Source organism: Phyllobacterium zundukense (assembly GCF_025452195.1).
Lineage (GTDB): Bacteria > Pseudomonadota > Alphaproteobacteria > Rhizobiales > Rhizobiaceae > Phyllobacterium > Phyllobacterium zundukense_A.
Genome location: NZ_CP104971.1, coordinates 87968 through 107009 on the forward strand (window position 1 = coordinate 87968; position 19042 = coordinate 107009).

At 54.5% G+C, this 19042-nt stretch carries 24 protein-coding genes and 2 pseudogenes; 15 read left to right on the forward strand and 11 right to left on the reverse strand.

Features of this window, described 5'->3' with window-relative positions:
* Window positions 1-51 precede the first annotated feature (51 nt).
* The 3 genes and pseudogenes from N8E88_RS04850 to N8E88_RS04860 all read left to right on the forward strand — a co-directional run.
* Window positions 52-309: pseudogene (locus N8E88_RS04850) on the forward strand (TCP-1/cpn60 chaperonin family protein); the annotation flags it as partial.
* 155 nt (window positions 310-464) lie between these two features.
* On the forward strand, window positions 465-974 hold the full coding sequence (locus N8E88_RS04855; protein WP_262291392.1) for a ferritin-like domain-containing protein: 510 nt from the start codon (window positions 465-467) through the stop codon (window positions 972-974).
* Window positions 975-1041: 67 nt separating this feature from the next.
* On the forward strand, window positions 1042-1446 hold the full coding sequence (locus N8E88_RS04860) for a YybH family protein (protein ID WP_262291393.1): 405 nt from the start codon (window positions 1042-1044) through the stop codon (window positions 1444-1446).
* A gap of 458 nt (window positions 1447-1904) precedes the next feature.
* On the opposite strand, the gene N8E88_RS04865 is transcribed toward N8E88_RS04860, so the two are convergent.
* Together N8E88_RS04865 and N8E88_RS04870 are read right to left on the reverse strand one after the other, a co-directional pair.
* A complete protein-coding gene (locus tag N8E88_RS04865) occupies window positions 1905-2069 on the reverse strand; it encodes a zincin-like metallopeptidase domain-containing protein (protein ID WP_410010541.1) in 165 nt (54 codons plus the stop codon).
* A gap of 180 nt (window positions 2070-2249) precedes the next feature.
* A complete protein-coding gene (locus N8E88_RS04870; RefSeq protein ID WP_262291394.1) occupies window positions 2250-2702 on the reverse strand; it encodes a hypothetical protein in 453 nt (150 codons plus the stop codon).
* A 218-nt stretch (window positions 2703-2920) separates the two neighbouring features.
* On the opposite strand from N8E88_RS04870, the gene N8E88_RS04875 reads away from it, so the two are divergent.
* A complete protein-coding gene (locus N8E88_RS04875; RefSeq protein WP_262291395.1) occupies window positions 2921-3793 on the forward strand; it encodes a LysR substrate-binding domain-containing protein in 873 nt (290 codons plus the stop codon).
* A gap of 296 nt (window positions 3794-4089) precedes the next feature.
* Here the strand turns inward: N8E88_RS04875 and N8E88_RS04880 are convergent, their stop codons facing one another.
* Complete coding sequence (locus N8E88_RS04880) at window positions 4090-4980, reverse strand: LysR family transcriptional regulator (protein ID WP_262291396.1); 891 nt, start codon at window positions 4978-4980, stop codon at window positions 4090-4092.
* A 101-nt stretch (window positions 4981-5081) separates the two neighbouring features.
* Here N8E88_RS04880 and N8E88_RS04885 point away from each other — a divergent pair, with 101 nt between their 5' ends.
* On the forward strand, window positions 5082-5921 hold the full coding sequence (locus N8E88_RS04885; RefSeq protein WP_262291397.1) for an oxidoreductase: 840 nt from the start codon (window positions 5082-5084) through the stop codon (window positions 5919-5921).
* Between the two features lie 21 nt (window positions 5922-5942).
* On the opposite strand, the pseudogene N8E88_RS04890 reads toward N8E88_RS04885, so the two are convergent.
* Window positions 5943-6068: pseudogene (locus N8E88_RS04890) on the reverse strand (DUF6527 family protein); the annotation flags it as partial.
* 406 nt (window positions 6069-6474) lie between these two features.
* Between N8E88_RS04890 and N8E88_RS04895 the strand changes: the two are divergent.
* The 7 genes from N8E88_RS04895 (at window position 6475) to N8E88_RS04925 (ending at window position 10521) form a co-directional block, all read left to right on the forward strand.
* Window positions 6475-7179 (forward strand): IS6 family transposase, encoded by a 705-nt coding sequence (locus N8E88_RS04895; protein ID WP_262291398.1) that lies wholly within the window; start codon window positions 6475-6477, stop codon window positions 7177-7179.
* 1054 nt (window positions 7180-8233) lie between these two features.
* Window positions 8234-8557, forward strand: a complete 324-nt coding sequence (locus tag N8E88_RS04900; protein ID WP_262291399.1) for a DUF7940 domain-containing protein — start codon at window positions 8234-8236, stop codon at window positions 8555-8557.
* Window positions 8454-9086 carry a lysozyme gene (locus N8E88_RS04905; RefSeq protein WP_262291400.1) on the forward strand — a complete coding sequence of 211 codons (633 nt, stop codon included), beginning with the start codon at window positions 8454-8456 and terminating at the stop codon, window positions 9084-9086. Before N8E88_RS04900 ends, N8E88_RS04905 begins: the two co-directional genes overlap by 104 nt.
* A 3-nt stretch (window positions 9087-9089) precedes the next feature.
* Complete coding sequence (locus N8E88_RS04910) at window positions 9090-9521, forward strand: hypothetical protein (RefSeq protein WP_262291401.1); 432 nt, start codon at window positions 9090-9092, stop codon at window positions 9519-9521.
* Between the two features lie 19 nt (window positions 9522-9540).
* A complete protein-coding gene (locus N8E88_RS04915; protein WP_262291402.1) occupies window positions 9541-9750 on the forward strand; it encodes a hypothetical protein in 210 nt (69 codons plus the stop codon).
* Between the two features lie 19 nt (window positions 9751-9769).
* Window positions 9770-10051, forward strand: a complete 282-nt coding sequence (locus N8E88_RS04920; protein WP_262291403.1) for a hypothetical protein — start codon at window positions 9770-9772, stop codon at window positions 10049-10051.
* Window positions 10052-10056: 5 nt separating this feature from the next.
* Entirely contained in the window at window positions 10057-10521 is a 465-nt protein-coding gene (locus tag N8E88_RS04925; RefSeq protein WP_262291404.1) for a hypothetical protein, read from the forward strand.
* Window positions 10522-10863: 342 nt separating this feature from the next.
* Here N8E88_RS04925 and N8E88_RS04930 read toward each other — a convergent pair whose 3' ends face one another.
* From N8E88_RS04930 to N8E88_RS04945, 4 genes are all read right to left on the reverse strand, one after another.
* Entirely contained in the window at window positions 10864-11013 is a 150-nt protein-coding gene (locus N8E88_RS04930) for a hypothetical protein (protein WP_262291405.1), read from the reverse strand.
* Window positions 11014-11017: 4 nt separating this feature from the next.
* Window positions 11018-11353: a hypothetical protein gene (locus N8E88_RS04935; protein WP_262291406.1), complete on the reverse strand. Its 336-nt coding sequence runs from the start codon at window positions 11351-11353 to the stop codon at window positions 11018-11020.
* A 395-nt stretch (window positions 11354-11748) separates the two neighbouring features.
* The gene (locus tag N8E88_RS04940) at window positions 11749-12006 is read right to left on the reverse strand and encodes a DUF982 domain-containing protein (RefSeq protein ID WP_262291407.1); all 258 of its coding nucleotides are present in this window, start codon (window positions 12004-12006) and stop codon (window positions 11749-11751) included.
* A 107-nt stretch (window positions 12007-12113) separates the two neighbouring features.
* On the reverse strand, window positions 12114-12281 hold the full coding sequence (locus tag N8E88_RS04945; RefSeq protein ID WP_262291408.1) for a hypothetical protein: 168 nt from the start codon (window positions 12279-12281) through the stop codon (window positions 12114-12116).
* A gap of 663 nt (window positions 12282-12944) precedes the next feature.
* On the opposite strand from N8E88_RS04945, the gene N8E88_RS04950 reads away from it, so the two are divergent.
* Entirely contained in the window at window positions 12945-13919 is a 975-nt protein-coding gene (locus N8E88_RS04950; protein ID WP_262291409.1) for an MvdC/MvdD family ATP grasp protein, read from the forward strand.
* Window positions 13920-14201: 282 nt separating this feature from the next.
* Here the strand turns inward: N8E88_RS04950 and N8E88_RS04955 are convergent, their stop codons facing one another.
* Window positions 14202-14876 (reverse strand): SOS response-associated peptidase, encoded by a 675-nt coding sequence (locus N8E88_RS04955; RefSeq protein WP_262291410.1) that lies wholly within the window; start codon window positions 14874-14876, stop codon window positions 14202-14204.
* 654 nt (window positions 14877-15530) lie between these two features.
* Here N8E88_RS04955 and N8E88_RS04960 point away from each other — a divergent pair.
* Both N8E88_RS04960 and N8E88_RS31715 read left to right on the forward strand, forming a co-directional pair.
* The gene (locus N8E88_RS04960) at window positions 15531-16121 is read left to right on the forward strand and encodes a hypothetical protein (RefSeq protein WP_262291411.1); all 591 of its coding nucleotides are present in this window, start codon (window positions 15531-15533) and stop codon (window positions 16119-16121) included.
* A 514-nt stretch (window positions 16122-16635) separates the two neighbouring features.
* Window positions 16636-16950 carry an excisionase family DNA-binding protein gene (locus N8E88_RS31715; RefSeq protein WP_410010542.1) on the forward strand — a complete coding sequence of 105 codons (315 nt, stop codon included), beginning with the start codon at window positions 16636-16638 and terminating at the stop codon, window positions 16948-16950.
* A 36-nt stretch (window positions 16951-16986) separates the two neighbouring features.
* Here N8E88_RS31715 and N8E88_RS04965 read toward each other — a convergent pair whose 3' ends face one another.
* Together N8E88_RS04965 and N8E88_RS04970 are read right to left on the reverse strand one after the other, a co-directional pair.
* A complete protein-coding gene (locus tag N8E88_RS04965; RefSeq protein WP_262291412.1) occupies window positions 16987-17313 on the reverse strand; it encodes a hypothetical protein in 327 nt (108 codons plus the stop codon).
* Window positions 17314-17383: 70 nt separating this feature from the next.
* Window positions 17384-18559 carry a tyrosine-type recombinase/integrase gene (locus tag N8E88_RS04970; protein WP_315975208.1) on the reverse strand — a complete coding sequence of 392 codons (1176 nt, stop codon included), beginning with the start codon at window positions 18557-18559 and terminating at the stop codon, window positions 17384-17386.
* Between the last annotated feature and the right edge of the window lie 483 nt (window positions 18560-19042).

Sequence of the window (19042 nt, forward strand, 5' to 3'; positions counted from 1 at the left end):
TAACGATGTTCTCTTAAGCTAAAAACAATGTGACAGCACCAGGCAATCACCTGGCCGGCCCGACAGATCGCGAACAATGCCCGCGTTGAAGGCTCGGTCGTCATCGCCAAGATCCTCGAAAACGACAACAAGGCCTATGGCTACGATGCCCAATCGGGCGAGTACGGGGATCTGGTGTCGAAGGGCATCATCGACCCGGCCAAGGTGGTGCGTACGACGCTCCAGGGCGCGGCCTCGGTGGCGGGCCTCCTCATCATGACGGAAGCCATGGTGGCGGAACTGCCGGGCCCACCGCCGCCAGCGCTTCCCGGCCACGATTACGATCATCATCACGAGATGGATTCTGAGCGTCTTGCGGCCGGCGGAATCGCAGAAGTGTCCGGGTTTGGATCGCCGCGCCAAGCCCGCTGGAACAATTGATCAGACACAGGGTTTCATCATCGACGCTACCGAAGGAGGAACCAATGACCGCCGCCGACAATACCTTGAACGACTGGTTGCGTGACGCACACGCAATGGAGCAGCAAGCCTTGACAATGTTGAAGGCGCAGCAAAGCCGGCTCGAAAACTATCCGGAGGTGCGCAAAAGGATCACCGAACATATCGGGGAAACCGAACGCCAAGCTGAACTCATCCGAGGCTGCCTGAAGACCCGGGGCGAGGACATCAGTGCGCTGAAAGATACCGGGGGTCGCTTGATGGCGCTGGCTCAGGCGCTGGGCGGAATCTTTTTGAGCGACGAAGTCGTCAAAGGCTCGCTTGTCAGTTACGCGTTTGAACATTTCGAAGCCGCCAGCTATCGCATGCTGATAGCAGCGTCAGAGCATGTCGGTGATCAAAACACGCAACGTGTCTGTGAAGGGATCTTGGCGGAAGAGGAAGCGATGGCGCAGTGGCTTGCCGAACACGCCGACAGTGTCGTCGATACGTACCTCACGCGAGAGGCTCAGGGTTCTGACGCTGCCAAACGATGATGCCCGAAGCACGATTGGCCGATGATCGAAACGGGCGAGCCCCGGACCATGCAAAGTGAGGTGGACCATGATCGACGACTTCAGGACGTTCATTGAAAGGCGCAAGATCATTGCGCAGGCCTATGTCAACGGAGATGCCGAACCGCTGGCGAAAATCGCTATCAAAAATTCTGCCGCGACCTTTTTCGGTCCGATGGGCGGTGTGGTCGAAGGCGCGGCCGAAGTTATGTCGCGGTATGAAAGCGACGCCCGCTCTTTCGATACTGGCAGCGGGAGTGACCTGGAGATTGTGCACATGTCCGCTAACGGCGAAATCGGTTACTGGGCGGGCTTTCAGAATGCCAAAGCGCGGTTGAAGGGAAGAACCGAGACAATCCCGATGCGTTTGAGGGTTACAGAAATTTTCCGCAAGGAGGAGGGTGAGTGGCGCTTGATCCACAGACACGCTGATCCTCTTTCAAAGGAGAAGTAAAGCTCTCTCTGTCCGCACCGCCAAGCCGAATTTGGCGATTGTGATATTCAAAAACCTGCTGGAGGGCGATTCATGGTGCTATCCTTCCGGCCGGTGACCACGCAATCCGTAACGCGATCAAAGGTTTTGCCTTCGAACTAGGGCGATTGTAGAATTTTTGGCAGCAATCGGATTCAACAAAAAACAGCTCTTATCGGCATTTTCAAAGGAACGGTTTCTCGTAACTTCCGATTGTGTGCACTCTGTTTTTCTAAACCTTAGTCCACCGACTGTCTTCTGTGACGTTTTTCGGTGAATGGCATCACTTTAGGCTATCGTCGCACCCCAACTCGAAGCATAGGCTTCGCGGTGAGCTGATCCACGTTCGATTGGCTGTAACCAACAGTGGGAATAGATGCGCTATTACGCAATAACGGCCACAACTTGCTTCGCCATCTTGTAGTGGGCAATGGGCTGATTCATGCCCTGATCAATATCGACAATTCGTTAAACCCAAACAAGGTGACAGCGCCGCGCTTGTCCTCTTTCAAGCACTTCAGCCACGAATTCAGATAATCGGCATGCCGCACGGTAGGCTCGATCCCCATGGCGACGGCAACGTATGCGCTGCCGATCTCGGCCACATACCCTGACAGTCAAGAGAGAAACATGCCGTTTCGATCTCTGTGCACATTCGTGCGGGGAGTGGCGAATTCCCGGTTCGAGCCCATCTGAGCCGCTTCTGCGGCGCAATGAATGGCCGATCGTTCATGTCACGGTGGAACGCCATACTGAAATCACTGTCCGCCGTGACAAGTTTGCGCTTAAGCGCTGGTGTCGGCCTTTTCGCGATTCCACCAACGGTTCGGATTGGTGTTGTGCGGATCATAGCTGGCACGGCTTGCCCAACAATCCTTGATGAAGATCAGCGGCTCTTCATAGTGATGAACATCGCGGATTGCGTCCAGAACACGCCCAAGAGTTTCGCGGTTTTGCTCCACCGAGATCACGATCAAGACGCTTGGGAAGGTCTGAGCCCTGTTGGCCGCACCCAGATGGATGGCACTGGTCGAGTTTTCTTCCGGCAGATAGGTTTCACTACCAACAGCCGTCACAAACGCATTGCGCCGATATCGGCCATAGATCAGTGGATCGACCTCCATGACGCTGTCGATGATCTTGTCGACATCTTCCGGTGTCGCTTGAATCTCAATCTGCCAGACCCGTTCGACCTTGCCGGTTCGCGTCTCAAGGTTATCGATGTCGTTGAATCGCACTTTATCGGTCCTTTCGGTTCCATAGTTCACTTGTCGGCCTGGAATTGGCGGCAAGCGCCAATCCTTACCGGTGGCCGAATTGGCCAAGGGAGCGATGCGTGTCGTTAGGAATATCGATTGAGCAAACACGGCCCTCCCAGGAGGAAGGTAGCTCCAGTGATGTGATTTCAGAAACGAATTATATTGCTAATCGTGATGAGATATCGCAATCATGCACTATGAAACGTGACCTCGAAATCGACCTGCTTCGATCATTCGCAGCCGTTGCCGCACACCGTAACTTCACACATGCGGCGCGGGCGATCGGCCGCACACAGTCAGCGGTCAGCCTTCAGATCAAGCGGCTCGAAGACATCGTTGAGAAGCGCCTTTTCGAACGGAACCGCCAGTCCGTCTCCATCACACATGTCGGTGAAGCGCTGCTGGTCTATGCAAACCGCATACTCGCGGCAAACGACGCTGCCCTTTCTCACCTTCACCGACCCGAAGCGGAAGGCCTGGTCAGGATTGGAGCCCCCGACGACTACGCGACTTTCCTGCTACCGCCCATTCTTGCTGCCATCGCAAAGGAATATCCCCGCCTGCAGTTCGAGGTGACATGCGACAACGCCAGCGACCTGTTGCCGATGCTCGACCAGGGGCAGCTCGATGTGGTCGTCGCGACCCACCGTCCAAACGCCGTTGCGGGTCAGATCGCGAGATATGAACAGCTTCACTGGGTTGCCTCGCCCGATTACATGGATGACCCGGACGCGCCGCTTTCGCTTGTTCTTTTCCCCACGGGTTGTGTGTGCAGGGAAGTCGCACTGGACACGTTGAAACGCATCGACCGCTCATGGCGTATTGCATACTCCACCCGCAGCATAGAATTGATGGAAAAGGCAATATTGGAAAGCGCCGCCGTATCTGTGATGGAGGCGTCGATAGTACCGGCCAGTCTCAAGATCATCGATGGGCAAATAGGTTTACCCCCACTACCGGAGGTCGTGATCTCCGTTCATCAATCGAACACAAGCGAACCGCATGTTTCCCTCGTGACGGACTTCCTTTTGGAAAAGCTGGGGCGCGTTGAGTGGCGGGAGGCCTCTTAGAGGATTTGCGACTGGCGGCATCAAAAGCCGATTTAATCACCATAAGCTGCCATTGATCCGAGGTCGGCAATGTCCCGGACCCTCGTCATAATCGTTGCTCCTTCTCCGCCGGGGCCAGGCGTCGCGCGCTCCGATCAAGCCGGGTGGGCTAGCCTCGAAACACAGAGTCCCAGAAAATGTCATCATTTCCCTTGGCCAAACGGCCAATGGTCATTGGGTAAGGATCGAGTGGAAACACGGCGTCTTTTCCCGGTAACCATTTGCATGAAAAGCCCAGCATGTAACCGCTGTCTGGCTTACCGGCTCACCTTGAGAAAATCGACGAAGGCCCGCATCGCTGTCGGAAGCTGCCGTCGGCTGGGATAATACAGAAAGAATCCCGGATAGTAGGGGCACCAATCCTCAAGAACCCGTTGCAGACGCCCTTCGGCAACATGGATCTGCACCTGATCTTCAAAAAGATAGGCAAGGCCAGCACCATCCAGTGCCGCGCCTATCATCAGATCCTGATCACCAAGCGTTAGTGGTCCTGTGACTTCAATCTCCAGTTCGATTCCGCCTTTTTCGAATTCCCACTGATAGAATGACCCGCCCGCGAAACGATAGCGGATACATGGCTGCCGACTCAGATCATGCGGTGTTACCGGTTCGGGATGCTGTTCAAAATAGCCAGGTGATGCAACCACAGCGAAGCGGTGTCTTGGACCGATTGGCACTGCAATCATGTCTGCCGCAACCATCTCGCCGAAACGAACACCCGCATCACAGCCCTCGGCAACCATATCGACCAACGCATCATTGACCAGAAGTTCGACCTCAACTGCGGGATATGCCTGTAGGAATTTCGAGACTATTGGCAAAAGCACCAGTTTCGCCGCCGCCCTTGCTGCATTGATGCGCAGTTTGCCGGAAGGCTGACCACGAAACGCATTCAAATCATCAAGCGCATCTTCGATGTCAAGAAAGGCCGGTTTGACTCGGCTGAACAATTGCTGCCCGGCATCTGTCAACGCCACGCTTCGGGTCGTCCGGTTGACCAGCCTGATTTCAAGCCGCTCCTCGATGCTCCGCAATGCATGGCTTAGCGCCGAGGCCGTAACGCCAAGCTCGACTGCAGCTTTCCGGAAGCTGCTGTGCTGGGCAATGGCCAGAAAGGTGGCGAGGTCGGCCGGACCAATCTTCCGCATTGATGAAGGCTCCTCATTAGCTTGTGGAAATTTAAGGCGATTATTTCATCTTCTTTCATGCGGTAAAACTTGGGTGCATTCAACTGGAAAGGAAAAACATCATGCGTATCTGGTTCATTACGGGAGCATCACGCGGCTTTGGCGCACTGATCACCGAGGAAGCTTTGAAGGCCGGCGATGCCGTTGTTGCAACCGCCCGCAACCCTGCAACAGTCACTGCCCGGTTTGGCGATCATCCGAACCTGCTTCCAGTCGCACTGGACGTCACCAATGAAGAACAGGCCAACGCGGCAGCCGAGCAGGCAATCAAGCGCTTCGGCAAGATTGACATTCTCCTGAACAACGCCGGTTTCGGCCTGCTCGGAGCTGTTGAGGAGGCAACAGCATCTGAGATTGAAAAGCTCTATGCCACAAACGTCTTTGGCTTGCTCAAGGTCACCCGCGCTGTGCTTCCCCACATGCGCAGACAACGTTCCGGCCACATCATCAACATTTCGTCCATCGGCGGCTATGTCAGCCATCCCGGATGGGGCGTTTATTGCTCAACGAAGTTTGCGGTGGAAGGCCTCTCCGAGGCTCTGTCGGACGAACTCGCCCCGCTCGGCGTTAAGGTCACTGTCGTCGAACCCGGTTTCTTCCGCACCGACTTTCTCGATGAAAGCTCGCTTTCAGTCAGCCACAGCGCCATTTCCGATTATAACGATACCCCCGCAGGCGTTATGCGATCCGCAGCTGCACAATTCAATCACGCCCAACCCGGTGATCCGGCGCGTCTGGCAAAGGCGATGATCACTGTGGCCCACTCCGACAATCCACCGCTTCGCATGCCATTCGGCTCGGACACGGTGGCAGCGATCGAAAAGAAAAATACCGCCGTTGCCGGAGAGCTTGCCGCTTGGCGGGAGCTGGCGATCTCTACTGATTTCCCGGCGGGCAGCTGAGCGAAATCCAACAAAATGGGACGTACAGGGAAAACTCCAGTTTCCGGCGGATGGCGTTAGCGATACCGTTCCGTCGTTCTCGGCGAGGTTCCACTTGGCAGGGTTGAGAGGGGTGACAACTTCTCGACCGCAGCCGCAGCAGCACAAGTGCGAAGCTGTGGAGTATCGTCGCGAAACATAGCGTACGCCCTACTATTGAGACGCAGGATAAGCGAGGGGCCAGCTGTCGGCGCGAACGCGAACCTTCTCCGAGAGGTGGGGAGGTTTGCTGTGGCGCTTGTTCGTGCCCGGCATTGCGCCGGCGATGCCATGCGGCCTACCTCGTCGTCAGCGCCATCATGCATTGAGGTTTCGCTACACCGCCACAGCAAGTCGCAAGGTTGCGTTCAACGCGCGTTCAAGTTTGGGCGGCGCTCGCATTCGTTTGCTGCACTCGGTTCCGTTCAATAAACGAGCCGATTGCGGCCCTGGTCTTTCGCCGAATAAAGGCATTGGTTGGCTGGGGAATGTCACGTTGATTTCGGGTTAAGAGATTGTCGATAGATGATGCGCCATGAATCAGCCCATCGCCCATTACAAGAACCACCGGTTCCCGCCAGAGATTATCGCCCGTGCCATCTGGCTCTATTATCGGTTTCCGTTGAGCCTGCGCCATGTTGAAGAAATGCTGCTGGAACGAGGGATCGTCGTGTCTTATGAGACCATCCGTCGGTGGGGCAGAAAACGTGGCCCTGAATATGCCCGACGTATTTGCCGAAAGCCGCCTTCCAGCAATGATGTCTGGCACCTTGATGAAGTCGCGGTGCGCATCAACGGCAAGCGATGCTGGCTGTGGCGGGCGGTTGACCAAGACGGCTTTGTGCTCGATGAGATTGTCCAGAACCGCCGCAATACCAAGGCGGCCAGGCGATTGCTGATACGTCTGATGAAGAAGCAGGGCATGGTGCCGAAGCGGATGATCACCGACAAGTTGCGCTCCTATGGCGCAGCAAGGCGTCAGGTCATTCCAGACGTCGAGCATCGTTCTCACAAAGGCTTGAACAATCGAGCAGAGAATTCGCACGTTCCGTTTCGAAAACGCGAGCGAACGCGCCAAGGCTTTCGATCGATCGGCAGCTTGCAGCATTTTGTTTCCGTCTTCTCTGCTGTTCGCAATCTCTTTGTTCCGTCCCGTATAAATCGCTCAGCATTTCAGATCCGAAATCACCGCTTGCATGCCATGGGTGGGTGGAAAGCAATCAGCGGCCAGGTTGCCTGAAAAGAGGCCCATGCCTTTCGCACGACTTGCCTCCAAACAATGTGACAGTGCCAGTCAGCCACCTTCCGGCGGGATGACGAGATGCTGCAGCAAGGGTTCGCCGGTCTCGGCTTCACGATCGAGCAGGTGGACGCGTTCTTTACGGATGCTGCCGGGCTTTAGAGCCTACGACACAAAAAACCAGCATAGAGCCGACATCGATGCGATACCAGAAATGATGGCGATCACGTCAAGAATTGAAAATTGCGTCACATCGTTACGCATTACACACTCCTTGAAGTTTCCGACCTGCGACCAACGCAAATACAAAGGCAGGTCGGGTTGCTGACATTGGGGCTCAGCCTTTCAAGCCTGCACTCGAGTGGTTAACAAACGGTGAGGCCCGACGCGCAGGGTTCCATTGGGCGGTAACACGCCGAGCCCCTGCCGGGGAGGTGTGGGCTCTCCGACCAAGGTCCAACGTCTTCGATGGATGATCGCTCCGATATTAATCCTAAGGAACTAGGTGAGACCCCGACGCCTTTCCTTGGGCTCGGAACGACAGGCGTGGGGGCCTCTGTCGTTCCTCGCGGTACGACCTGGCTACAACACAGATTTCAGGATTTGTGTTCCAAGAAAGCGAACCTGAAAACAGAAATAGCAAAGCCCGATCTACCGGAACGCAAATAACCGATAGATCGGGCTCAAAGTCGCTGACGCGTGAAAAAGAAGCGGTGTGCTCTTCGTCAGCCTTTCATCGCCAATCAGGGGGCTGTGGCGTGGAACCGCCTTTCGAATGTTTCCTTCGATTGCGGAATGCCACGGCCTTACTCCTATCAACTGTTGGAAGATTGGAGTGAGGTCCTTCCGCCTAGGTTCCGCAGGGAAGCTACGGTGAAGCCTGATTCGGGTAAATAACTACATCGATCTAATTTTGATCGTCGCGTGAACGCAAACAGCGAACGACAAAGCCCGATCTATCAGAACGCCAATACCGATAGACCAGGCTTCTGCTGAACAATTGGGCATCTTCAGCACCTCAATCATACGCCAATCCACAAACAAGGAAATGACCATGCGTCTCATAGACGAGTGGCGAACTGTGCTGCGCAAAGCGTGGTCAGTGCGCTTGATGCTGCTTGCCGGTGCGTTGTCCGGCATTGAGGCCGCTCTTCCGTTGCTCGACGGCCTTCTCCCAATCCCGCAGCGCCTGTTTGCCGTGCTGACCCTCTTCGCGGTCGCCGCTGCCTTCGTTGCCCGCCTCATCGCTCAAAACAATCTGAAAGGTAATGAAGATGCCAATCAACAAGATCAGGTCAAGCAGCCGCGCAAAGGCCGCCATAGCCGCAGTTATTTTATCCGCTTCTGCCAGTGGCTGGTTAGCGTTTTTCTCCCCTGAACGGATCACCCCGGCAAGTGTCCATACCGCGATCGAGCAGGGCATCACGCCTCCGGCGGTTGAACTTGCGGTCAACAAGCTGATCATTCCGTGGGAAGGCCTGGTTCTCCAATCCCATTGGGACAGCTTCGCCAAGATCTGGGACATCTGCTACGGCGAGACCCGGATCAACGGCAAGCCTGTCACAGCCGGCATGAGTTTCACGCCGGCCGAGTGCCTGGCAATGCTGAAGGTCCGTATCATCAATGACTATTACCTTCCGCTGGTTGACGGTGTGAAAGGCTATGTCGAGGCGCCTGTATCGGTTCAGGCATCGTTGCTCTCCGGTGCCTACAACTTTGGTGTTTTCGCGGCCAAACGATCGACAGCGGCGAGGCTCACCACGGCAGGCAAATTTCGACAAGCCTGTGAAGCCCAGACGGCGTTCAACCGCGCCGGCGGTCGCATTGTCAATGGCCTGGTCCTGCGTCGTGAGATGGGTGACAAGCAGCGCCTTGGTGAAGCTGAACTCTGCGTATCGGGGCTTTAGCTGATGGGTATCCTCGAATCCATCAGAGCCGCCGCATATGGCGCGCTAGGCGCTGCAGCGTCCTTTCTCCTCATGCTTGGCATTTATGAGGGTGTGCCTCTCGTACGGGACATTCCTTACATCGGTTCCATCCCGATCATTGGCCAACTCGCAACGGGCAGGGTGGCAACGGAGTCGGCCAAGGCAGCAACAGCAGCTCGGGCCGGTTACGTCGAGCTGTCTGAAAAGACCGCCCTACAGGCACAGCTTGCCGAGGAGAGGCGATCGCGCCTTCGGGCATCCCAACTCTATGACGAAGCACAGAAACGCGCCACGGCAGCGGCGCAGGCAAACAGGATTGCAAATGAAAAGCTCCAGAAAGACATCAATAAGGATACCGGCGCTGATGGTGCTGTTTGGGGCGCTGATGATCTCGACTGGTTGTCAAACCACTGAAGAGAAGCAAACGGCAAGGGTGACCGCTGCCGCCCAGGCCATCGGCATCATGCGGGCTGAACCGATCCGCCCGCCGCTGCCACCCGAATGTCGCGAGCATATGGGCCGCGTCATCCCCAAACTCGGCGAGAAAGCTCGCTGGACACAGAAACGTTGGGAATACAGCGCAGATCAGGTCGATGCAAAGATCGATCGATGCGCGCAGTTCCATGACGATCAAGCATCGTAAGCGCAGGCGCAGATAGGGCATGGCTATGGATAAAGATGCAATCGCGGTTCAGCGCTGGATCGAGCTGCCTGACAAAACCAAGCGCTTCTTTGAGCAACTTGAAGCGCAGAACATAGAAACCCTCGAAGTCGTCGCAGATGCGCCAGCGGAAGATGTCACGGAAATATTCGTGATGGTCCGCAATGCCAAGGTGATCGGCAAATTCTTCAAATGGCTCATCGTCGGCGTCCTCGGGATATTCCTCGGAACAATCATGTTCTGGGAAGGAATGTTGAAGGTGCTTGCATGGTTCAAGATCTGAAATCAATGAGCGTATGGGCAAAGGGTGTCATGGCGCTCTTTGCGGCGTTTGCCTTCTATGGTGCTATAAGTCTCGGGATCATGGTTGCTGACCGGCATCCGCCTATCTCGTATGTCAGCGCCGCGGCCATAGGGTCAGAAGTGTCGCAAGGCGGTTCCATCGATATTGAATATGAGGTTATCCGATCGCGGATATGCCTGTCGGTCCTGAAGCGGTGGCTTGTGGATTCAGCCGGCGACCGTCACGCGATCACGAACTACACGGTCGGGACAGGAACCCGGAAGGGCAGGGAGACGTATCGGCGCTCGATCACTATCCCAGACAATGCCGCCGTTGGCAGGGCTCACTACGAAGTGAGCATCGAATACACCTGCAACTTGGTTCAAAGGCTCGGCTGGCCGGTAAAGCTTACGTCGCCGCCGATCTATTTCGAGATAACGCCCGGCGTGACTGTTGTTCCGTTCAGCTAACAATCGCCCTGCCGGTCAGGGCTGCCGGGAAAGGGGCTTTGTTTCATCACTGCCCGAGTAGAAAGCTTGTCTCTATGGCAGCTAATCGGTTCCCGCTGGGCGTTCTGTCGTGCCCCTTTGTATTGCATCTTGGCGATTTAGGAGATCGACCAAATCTTCGGCCCGCTCTCGGGACATGTCGATAGTGAAGAAGGCGTTGACCAGAGTTGGATAGCCGCTGACCGAGTCATAGACGGACCACCTTCCATCGCTTTGCTGCTTGGCTTCGTACCTTATATATGCCGTCCCCACCATATAGGTCACGAGCGGTCTGAGGTCATTTTGTATCAGCCCTGCGCTGGTTCAGGGAACGTTGGCTGCCAAGCGTTCCAGGTGTAAGAACCAGCCAATCGCGATAGCGATGGCAAGCGCAGCAAAGAATGCCAAGCCGTAGAGGAAGTAGGGCAGGCCGTTCCGCCCTTTTTCCGGATCGTCCTCAAAATGTATTCGCATGGGATCACTCCTTTCGAATGATCTGACCGTCATGCATTTCAAAAATGCCATGCTGTCCGCCTTGCTGGTTAAAATCGAGTTCGAGCTCATCCCAGCGGCCGAGGAGATCCCCGCATGAACTGCAACAAATCAGGGTGTGGCCCTGAACGCCTTCAGGGATTTCCAAATAGATCGTACCGCAGGCCTTGCAGTCCAGTTTGTGATCCAAGCGTTGCATTGTGACACCTCCGCCAATGAGAATACTCTCTGGTCGGTGGCAAGTCCATTTGATACATGGCGCGCCTCTCTGTCCTTCTGGATGGGGAGGCGCGTTTTGTTTATGTTTTGCATAATTCAGCATCTACGGCTGGCTTCAAGACAGGTACTGCATGTCGGCTGCTTTGGCCGCGATCATATCTTCGTCTCGAAGTCCGTCATCGAATAACCTCATGACAGTTCGCGCGATACGATTGGCATCTATATGGGAATATGGACAACGATCAAGCAGAACCGAGGCTTTCGCGTGAGCCCGCTGGATAATAATCCAATCGGAGGGCGAATGTATCGTTGCACTGAGTAAATGAAGCATACTCGATCTCCCAGTTAAAAGCGGGAGCACAGAGTGTCTCTCAAGCGCCAATAGCCAAGCTATGCATGTTCCCGGCGCTAGCTTTTGTATATACATCATTGGTGGCCGAGTCGACAGTCAATCATTCTTTCAAGCGTGTGCTGCCCCGGTAGTGTGGATCCGCAAGATTACGCTCTGCGTCGCGGCTTGCTCTTGTGCCACCGTGTCAGCTTTCCCGTAGGCGGTGGCCGCTCCGGCTCATCCACATAATTGCCGGCTTCCTTGGCCGCCTGGATGAATGCAAAGCGTGCCGATCCGGGTGAGAGGTTCCCTTCCAAACAGGCTAGCAGGGCGTGTTTCGCAGCGGTCAGTATTTCGCTTTGCTCGATCGGCCAATCTGTGAGAATCATTTCTGCGGCCTGAAGTGCCGAGGTGATGACGCGCATCCGGCCCGGGCTGTCATGATGCGAACTTCTTTGAAGTATCGTTCTTCCATCGCGGCCAAGCGACTCCCCTTAGACTCAGTTCCGAACGGCCGGATAATCAAATTTCATTATCCGCCCTTTGCCTTGGCGTAAGCATTTGAACCTGGCTTCCATCCGTTCGGGTTCAATCCCGCGCCGCCGCCCTTGCCGGAGGGATATTCGAGATAGCGCGCCAGAAAGAAGCAACCGGCGATTTCCGCGACGGCGGCGCCGGCATAAACGAGAATCGTCAACATGGCTCACATCTATGGATGGTTCCGCAGTGCGGGCTAGAGGCATCGCCAACTGCATCGGCCATTGCGGAACATTCTTTTCTCCACCAAGCGGCTTGACCGAATACTGAAAGTGACGCTACCGTTATTGTTGGTAATATCTCGGTTCAACGGAGTACGGTGATGCCCAGTGTCGACGACTTTGCCCAACAGAACCCCACTCTGAGCGCGGGTGAAGCCGCCGCACCACCCAGTGCCGATGACCTAAAGCTTCCGGTTGAAATAATCGAAATTTTGCCGGAAGCAGTGAATTTCGCTTACGCGGGAATCGTATACTCAGTCGCTCGCAACCGAGTTTCTGACATTTCGGTCATCCCCCGTAGCCTCGATAACCTGCCCAGCCCGCCATACGCTATCCTGACCATCAGTCATGGCACCCAGTTGACCACAATACATTCCATCGCTGCTTCGGATTTGGTCGGAGCCGTTCCGTTCAGCATGCTGGGCAATATGGAACCGAAAGCGTGCAGCAAGGGCCCGAGCGAGCGCGAGATCGCTTGGATTTCGAAGACTGGGTATGTGTCTCGGGGCGACGTTGCTTTCTCGAGCAATAGCGGGACGAGGAGTGGCGGATCTTACGATGACTCCGGGATTGATGATTGGTGCCACGCGGTCTAACGACGATCAATGGGCACTGCAGTAATCGTAGCGCACTCCGATGATTTACATGCTCACGCTGTCAAGGTCGCGACCGAGCAGCTCGGCGGGAATGCATACATTCTCGACGTCCAAGAATTTACGAGTTCGTATGACTTGCTCGCGACCGTAGGCAAAGGTGGTTTTGACCTTCAAGTCTTAGACCGTCGAGGGGCTGCTGAATCGTTACAGCTTGCCGACATTGCCGGGCTATGGTGGCGGAGAACCGCATACCCTATTAGTATTTCCAACGAGCGCGCAAAGACAAGTGCCGAGCGCTCAAAGACAAGTCCGCTCTCGGTAGCTCATACAGAGCGCCAGGTAGCAATTACAGGAACTCTTCACGGACTGGTTGCGAACTCTTTCAATGACCCGGGCAAGAGCCTGCTGGCTGCGTATAAGCCTGCTCAGTTAACGCGTGCCCAGGCATTGGGATTGCGAGTTCCCGAGACGCTCATAACTAACGACCCTGTCGCCGTCAAAAATTTTCACGAAAGAATGGGTGGTGAAACAATCTACAAGATGTTTCACAGCCCTCGCGTGGGCATATATCCAACTCGACGCCTTCGGACTGAGGACCTCGAGTCGATCGACAGATTGATTACATGCCCGGCAATCTTCCAGGAGCGGATCAGGGGCGAATTCGACATTCGTGCCACAGTCGTAGGCGACAGGGTTTTTGCTGCGCGAATCATTTTCGACCCTTTGGAGGATGTGACTGACACACGATTCGTGGAGACGGAGGTCACCCCCTGGACTTTGCCCGCCGACGTGGAGGAGGCCCTGATTCAGATGGTGGCGGATTTCGGGCTCGTCTACAGTGCTGTCGATATGCGTTACTCCGATGATTTAGGATACGTCTTCTTCGAGTCGAACCCCGAGGGGCAATATCTTTGGCTGGAGATCGAGGCGAACTTAGAGATAAGCCATGCGATCGCCAGTAGACTGTTGCGCAAGAACTGCTGAGGCCCCTACCTAACCCCAAGATGGTCTACTCACGTTTGATATTGAACCGAATTTCGCCCCAGAGCTTGAAACGACGCATGAGGACGAAACCATAGACGCACACCGATAAAGCCAACAGGCGAGTGGCAAAAATCCAGGCGTCGCGAGCTTCGCAGGAATATCCGAACCATTGGCCTTGATCGAGGATGTGGAGTGGTTCCAATGATATTTCCTTGTGCCAAAACGCTAAAGATGCCAGGAAGGTTGGCGACAATTCAAGACAAAGCTATCTTCCTCTCTTATTCATAATAGCAACGGCTGTTCTTCCTCTGCCTTCGGCTGTGGCAAAACAATCAGTTCATTATCGGGCAGGGGTCTTTGCAGTTGCAGCGCTTCCTCGGCCGGCGCATTCATCCAGATGTCTATTTCCTCGGATGTACGCAAAATGACCGGCATTGCCTGTTCATGGATCGGTTTGACCACGGCATTCGGGGAGGTCGTCAGAAACGCGAAGATGTCGGCTTGAACGGGCCCTTCCTTCTTTTTCCGCACGCTGTACCAGCTCGTCCAGATGCCAGCGAACCAGAACAGCGGTTTGTCCTCGTTGAGGGCAAACCAGTACAGTGGCTTCTTCTTCGTCACCGGATCCGGAACCTTGCCGTATTCGGAGAAGCTTGTCGCAGGAACAACGCAACGGTTTGCCGGGCCAAGCCAGGCTTGCCAGTGTGGTGATTTGACGTTGCGGATATTGGTTACACCGTAATCGACTTCGCCTTTCAGAAACTGCGGCGGCGTCGGCATGCCCCAGCGGGCAATTGCCAACTCGCGGTCGCCATTGGCGTCCTTGCGGCCTATCGGTGCCGGATAGTCGGGAAAGACATCCATCTGCGGTGTCAGCCGGTTGGTCAGGTCATTGATCGGCAAGAAGAGTTGCCGCATCGCTTCATGGGTTGTTGTGGCATTGTATAGATTGCACATGACCCTAAAGATAATCGTTCATCGGACGTTCGCAAGCCGCGTACTGCGGCGTCTTCGATCTTGACGGCCTCGCATCATGTTCCCATTTTGTTCTCATGGCAAGAACAATAAAAACATTGGGCCAGGCTGCCGGACACCGGATGCTCGTGCGATCCCGCTGCCGGAAATGCAACAAGGCTGCGAGCTTCACTGCTGGAAGCCTCGCCGACATGTTTGGCCATGGTCGTGAAATCAGAAGCCTCAAATTTAGGTGCAAGGATTGCAACAGCACGGATTGCGAAGTGCTCCCGTACGAAGACATCTTCGAACGGAAAGCGAAGCCGCAACCCGTTCAGGTGCAGATTGACACCAGCGAAAACGGCACCATCGGTGGGTTGATCGACCACGGATATACACTTTGGGTATTTTGTCACCGGCTAGGATGCAAACACCGGTCAAAGATCGACCTGGGCTTTTTGGCGGAGAAGCTCGGACGAAACCATAGCGCCATGCACAAGGACCTTGCGCCGAGGTTGAAATGCTCGGAGTGCGGTTCAAAGCAGCTTGGTCTCAGCGCCACGCCTTACTGAGCTGAGCTGTGGATTTAGTGCATAAGCCCGGTGAGCTCGTTGCATTGTTCAAATCGGTTTGCGACCTTGCGATGGGAGCAAAACCATGGACTTTCGAACGGTTGCAAAGAATGCGGCCTCGGCACAGCGAATGCGGAATAAGCTGCTGAAGACCGGGATTTCATTTAACGGCTATCCACTATGGACGGAGGCCGAAGTTAGCGTGCTAAGGCAGTTCCACCCAAACTATTCGGAAGTTTCCAGACGCCTTCCACAGCGCACGCGTGCCGCTATCAAGCGAAAATGCGCGGATTTGCGGATTGTAAAAGACGGACCGAGAAGGTGGTCGGGCGAAGAGTATGTGCAACTGAGAAAGTCATATGCAACCTCGCCGATAAGTCAGGTTATGAAGCTTTTTCATGATCGAACGAGCGTTGGTCTGAGGTCTGTTTTATATCGACGTAGAATCCTTAAGAAATCAGTTCCCTATAAGCTATGCGGCAATCTGATAGCCGATAGCATTCGGCAGCGATGCTTCGACCTCAACTACACCATTCGCGATCTGGACATAATGGCCGGAACGAACCAGTATTTCAAAGACATCTGGCGTTCCCATAAAAATATCGATCTGTCGAAACTGGCAAGGGCAGCAAAACTGCTTGGTGGTCGGATTACGGTAAAATGGCCCAATGAGTAGCGCCAGGTGGTGGACTGACGAGGAACTACAGGTTTGTCGAAGACTGTACCCGAATTATGATTTGATACTTGCAGCGTTGCCGACGCGGACCAGAGAGGCCATCCGTGCGAAATGCAGAGGCCCACAAGAGCAACGGGAGCGGCATATCTGGAAAGGTCGAGAAATCGCACTTCTCCGAAAGCTCTATGCGAAAGGCGATTGGAACGAGCTGCGGAAAGCATTCCCATTTGCAAGCGATGCTATGGTGCGTGCTGCTGCCAAATCGTACGGGATAAAGGGTGCAAAATCCTACAAATCGTCTGGCGTCCATCTGATCGATGAAATTCGAGAGCGTTGTCTTTCAATGGAAATTACGATGCCAATGTTGGACACAATGAGTGGCACGGGCAGATATTTTACAAGGCCCGGGTGGTTAGGAGCGAATCCAAACTATAAAGCGATTGGAAAAGCCATCAAAGCCTTAGGTGGTGAGATTTCAATTGAATGGGAGCCACTCGATTGAGGATATAAAACCATGGTGGGACCCACAGTCTTTACGCCTAGAACGTTGGCGCAACGTTGGCAGTGTTCAGAGCGACATGTCAGGACCATGATTGCTACCGGCGAACTGCCTTCGTTCCGTCTAGGAGGCAAATTGCTGCGCATCCGGGCAGAAGAAGTAGATCTGATCGAGCAGAAGCAGATTTCTGCGCCCGCGAGTGCAGAGAGTCCGCCTCAAGTGGAAAGCCCGGTTATTCCCACAAAACGTCCCCGAGCAGCTCGCATTGATGACGATCCAATAATGAGGGCCAGACTCACCCGACTACGCGAAAGTTGGGAAAAGGAATAGGTTCTAGCCGGGCTCTAGACCGGCTTGTGGTGGCGCTCAGTCGTCGCTAGGTGCGTCTGGCGGAAACTTTATCGGCGCCAAACCCTCCAAAGCACGTAGCTTGTTTGCTGTTGATACTGAGAGGTTCGTCCAGGTGTCGGCAATGTCTGCTGCGGCTTCGAAAAGATCGTCTTCCACGTCATGTTCGTCCATTTCATCGAGGATACTATCGAAGGTGGACGCGCCCTGTTCGACCATAAGGTGCAGCCTCAAGGCTTGGGCATCACTCAGATCGGGAAGCTCAAGTGTACGGGCTACGTCTTCCGCTACTCGTGCGACGACTTCCGCTTGTTCTTGAACCGTGGATATCCAATCGATGGCCATGATTTTCTCCAAAGACAAATTCGCAGAGCCCGAAGAAACCGTCAAATCTCCGTCTCTTCGGTTGGATGCGCTAGTTGTGTCTCATCCCCGTCAATAGTTCAGCAGGCCGTTTAGTATCCTTCAGAATCAAATCAGCCCAAATCTGAGCAAGCTCCTTTCTCTTTGGCAGATAAAGAGCACGGTTATAGGCTGCCTCGACTTTGTCTTTCGGAATGTGCGCGAGCATGAAATCGATCACGTCTTTATATTCCGGGTATCGCTCGTTCATCTCGGTTGAGAATGTTGAACGCCAGCCATGCGGCACATGCCGGTGATGATAGCCAGCACGATTCAGCAGATAGCCAAGTGCGTTTTCGCTCATCGGTTTGTGCGCGTGCCGGGTATTCGGAAAGACAAGCGGACCTTTGCCCGTGATCTGGCGCAATGTCTCTATGGTCTCCAGCGCCTGTTTCGCCAAGGGCACAAGATGGTCGCGCGCTTCATCTTCTTTGTGGGCTAGACGGAGTTTCATGCGCTGCGCTGGGATCTGCCAGACAGGATTTTGCTCGCTGACATTAGCGAATTCTGTCCATGGTGTAGTAATTAGCGTTCCCGGCCTCACAGCTGTCAGTGCCAGCAATCGCATTGCAAGCTTTGTGACGGGGTGAGCGGCCTCATTGTCTACCTTCTGCAGAATTTCTCGGGCTTGGTTGAGATCAGTAATCGCTGGTTGTCTGCTCTTCTTGAGAGGGGCCATAGCGCCTTGTACAATGGCCGCTGGATCGTCCTTGGCTCGACCGGAAGCGATGGCATAAACGAACACTGCCGACATGCGTTGTCGTACCCGGCGCGCGGTATCGATGGCCGGGCGCGCCTCGATGGTCCGAAGCACAGACAAGACTTGTGAAGCCGTGATTTCCCTTATTGGCAATGAGCCCAAAGAGGGAAAGACGTGCAGTTCCAGGCTCTCTATGACCTTCTCAGCATGCCTTGCTACCCACTGTGATTTCTGAAGCGCAAACCATTGCCGGGCTATCAGTTCAAACGTGTCTCCGGCCTCCTGACTCACCGTCAGTCTCTCAATCTTCTTCGTAACGCTCGGATCACGGCCCTTCTTTAGATCGGCCTTCGCTTTGTCGCGGGCTGCCCTTGCGTCTAATAGTGACATGTCCGGGTAGGAGCCTAAAGAGAGCAGTTTTTCCTTGTCGGCGAACATGTACCGGTAGCGCCAAAGCTTGCCACCAGCCTTGCTGACATAGAGGTGCAACCCCCTGAATCAGCCATTTTAAAGGGCTTTTCGGCTGCTTTCGCTTTTCTTATCTGGACATCGGTTAGCATCTGTCATCCCAAAATACCCGTACGCGGCCATGCTATACCCGTAAAAATACCCCGTTTTTTCCGGGTATAGGTGATTGAGCACGGTAAAGTATGGAAAAGAGATTGGCCGCGAAAGCCAGCATATACAAGGGCTTTAGTGATGATAGGGAGGATGTGGGACAAGAAAATGGTAGCGAAGGAGGGATTCGAACCCCCGACACAAGGCGTTAGTGAAGACGCGCAGGGTGCCACAGGATGTTGGCCACCCCTGTTGCCACGCAAAGCAGGCTTTGTGGAATCTAGAATATCATCAAGTATTTCTCACGATCGATGCAGTGATTGTAGAATTCCAGGCGACAATCAAAAAATGCGGAAAATCCGCGATTATCGGCATTTTCAAACGAACGTTTATCAATAACTCCCGCGTTCGTAC

Coding starts and splice junctions, on each gene's coding strand:
- N8E88_RS04855 (WP_262291392.1), top strand. CDS start 465: ATGACCGCCGCCGACAATACCTTGAACGACTGGTTGCGTGACGCACAC.
- N8E88_RS04965 (WP_262291412.1), bottom strand. CDS start 17,313: ATGGCCATCGATTGGATATCCACGGTTCAAGAACAAGCGGAAGTCGTC.
- N8E88_RS04920 (WP_262291403.1), top strand. CDS start 9,770: ATGGCTATGGATAAAGATGCAATCGCGGTTCAGCGCTGGATCGAGCTG.
- N8E88_RS04940 (WP_262291407.1), bottom strand. CDS start 12,006: ATGCGCGTCATCACCTCGGCACTTCAGGCCGCAGAAATGATTCTCACA.
- N8E88_RS04935 (WP_262291406.1), bottom strand. CDS start 11,353: ATGCTGAATTATGCAAAACATAAACAAAACGCGCCTCCCCATCCAGAA.
- N8E88_RS04960 (WP_262291411.1), top strand. CDS start 15,531: ATGGACTTTCGAACGGTTGCAAAGAATGCGGCCTCGGCACAGCGAATG.
- N8E88_RS04910 (WP_262291401.1), top strand. CDS start 9,090: ATGGGTATCCTCGAATCCATCAGAGCCGCCGCATATGGCGCGCTAGGC.
- N8E88_RS04885 (WP_262291397.1), top strand. CDS start 5,082: ATGCGTATCTGGTTCATTACGGGAGCATCACGCGGCTTTGGCGCACTG.
- N8E88_RS04900 (WP_262291399.1), top strand. CDS start 8,234: ATGCGTCTCATAGACGAGTGGCGAACTGTGCTGCGCAAAGCGTGGTCA.
- N8E88_RS04895 (WP_262291398.1), top strand. CDS start 6,475: ATGAATCAGCCCATCGCCCATTACAAGAACCACCGGTTCCCGCCAGAG.
- N8E88_RS04945 (WP_262291408.1), bottom strand. CDS start 12,281: ATGTTGACGATTCTCGTTTATGCCGGCGCCGCCGTCGCGGAAATCGCC.
- N8E88_RS31715 (WP_410010542.1), top strand. CDS start 16,636: ATGGTGGGACCCACAGTCTTTACGCCTAGAACGTTGGCGCAACGTTGG.
- N8E88_RS04930 (WP_262291405.1), bottom strand. CDS start 11,013: ATGCGAATACATTTTGAGGACGATCCGGAAAAAGGGCGGAACGGCCTG.
- N8E88_RS04860 (WP_262291393.1), top strand. CDS start 1,042: ATGATCGACGACTTCAGGACGTTCATTGAAAGGCGCAAGATCATTGCG.
- N8E88_RS04875 (WP_262291395.1), top strand. CDS start 2,921: ATGAAACGTGACCTCGAAATCGACCTGCTTCGATCATTCGCAGCCGTT.
- N8E88_RS04955 (WP_262291410.1), bottom strand. CDS start 14,876: ATGTGCAATCTATACAATGCCACAACAACCCATGAAGCGATGCGGCAA.
- N8E88_RS04905 (WP_262291400.1), top strand. CDS start 8,454: ATGCCAATCAACAAGATCAGGTCAAGCAGCCGCGCAAAGGCCGCCATA.
- N8E88_RS04925 (WP_262291404.1), top strand. CDS start 10,057: ATGAGCGTATGGGCAAAGGGTGTCATGGCGCTCTTTGCGGCGTTTGCC.
- N8E88_RS04950 (WP_262291409.1), top strand. CDS start 12,945: ATGGGCACTGCAGTAATCGTAGCGCACTCCGATGATTTACATGCTCAC.
- N8E88_RS04880 (WP_262291396.1), bottom strand. CDS start 4,980: ATGCGGAAGATTGGTCCGGCCGACCTCGCCACCTTTCTGGCCATTGCC.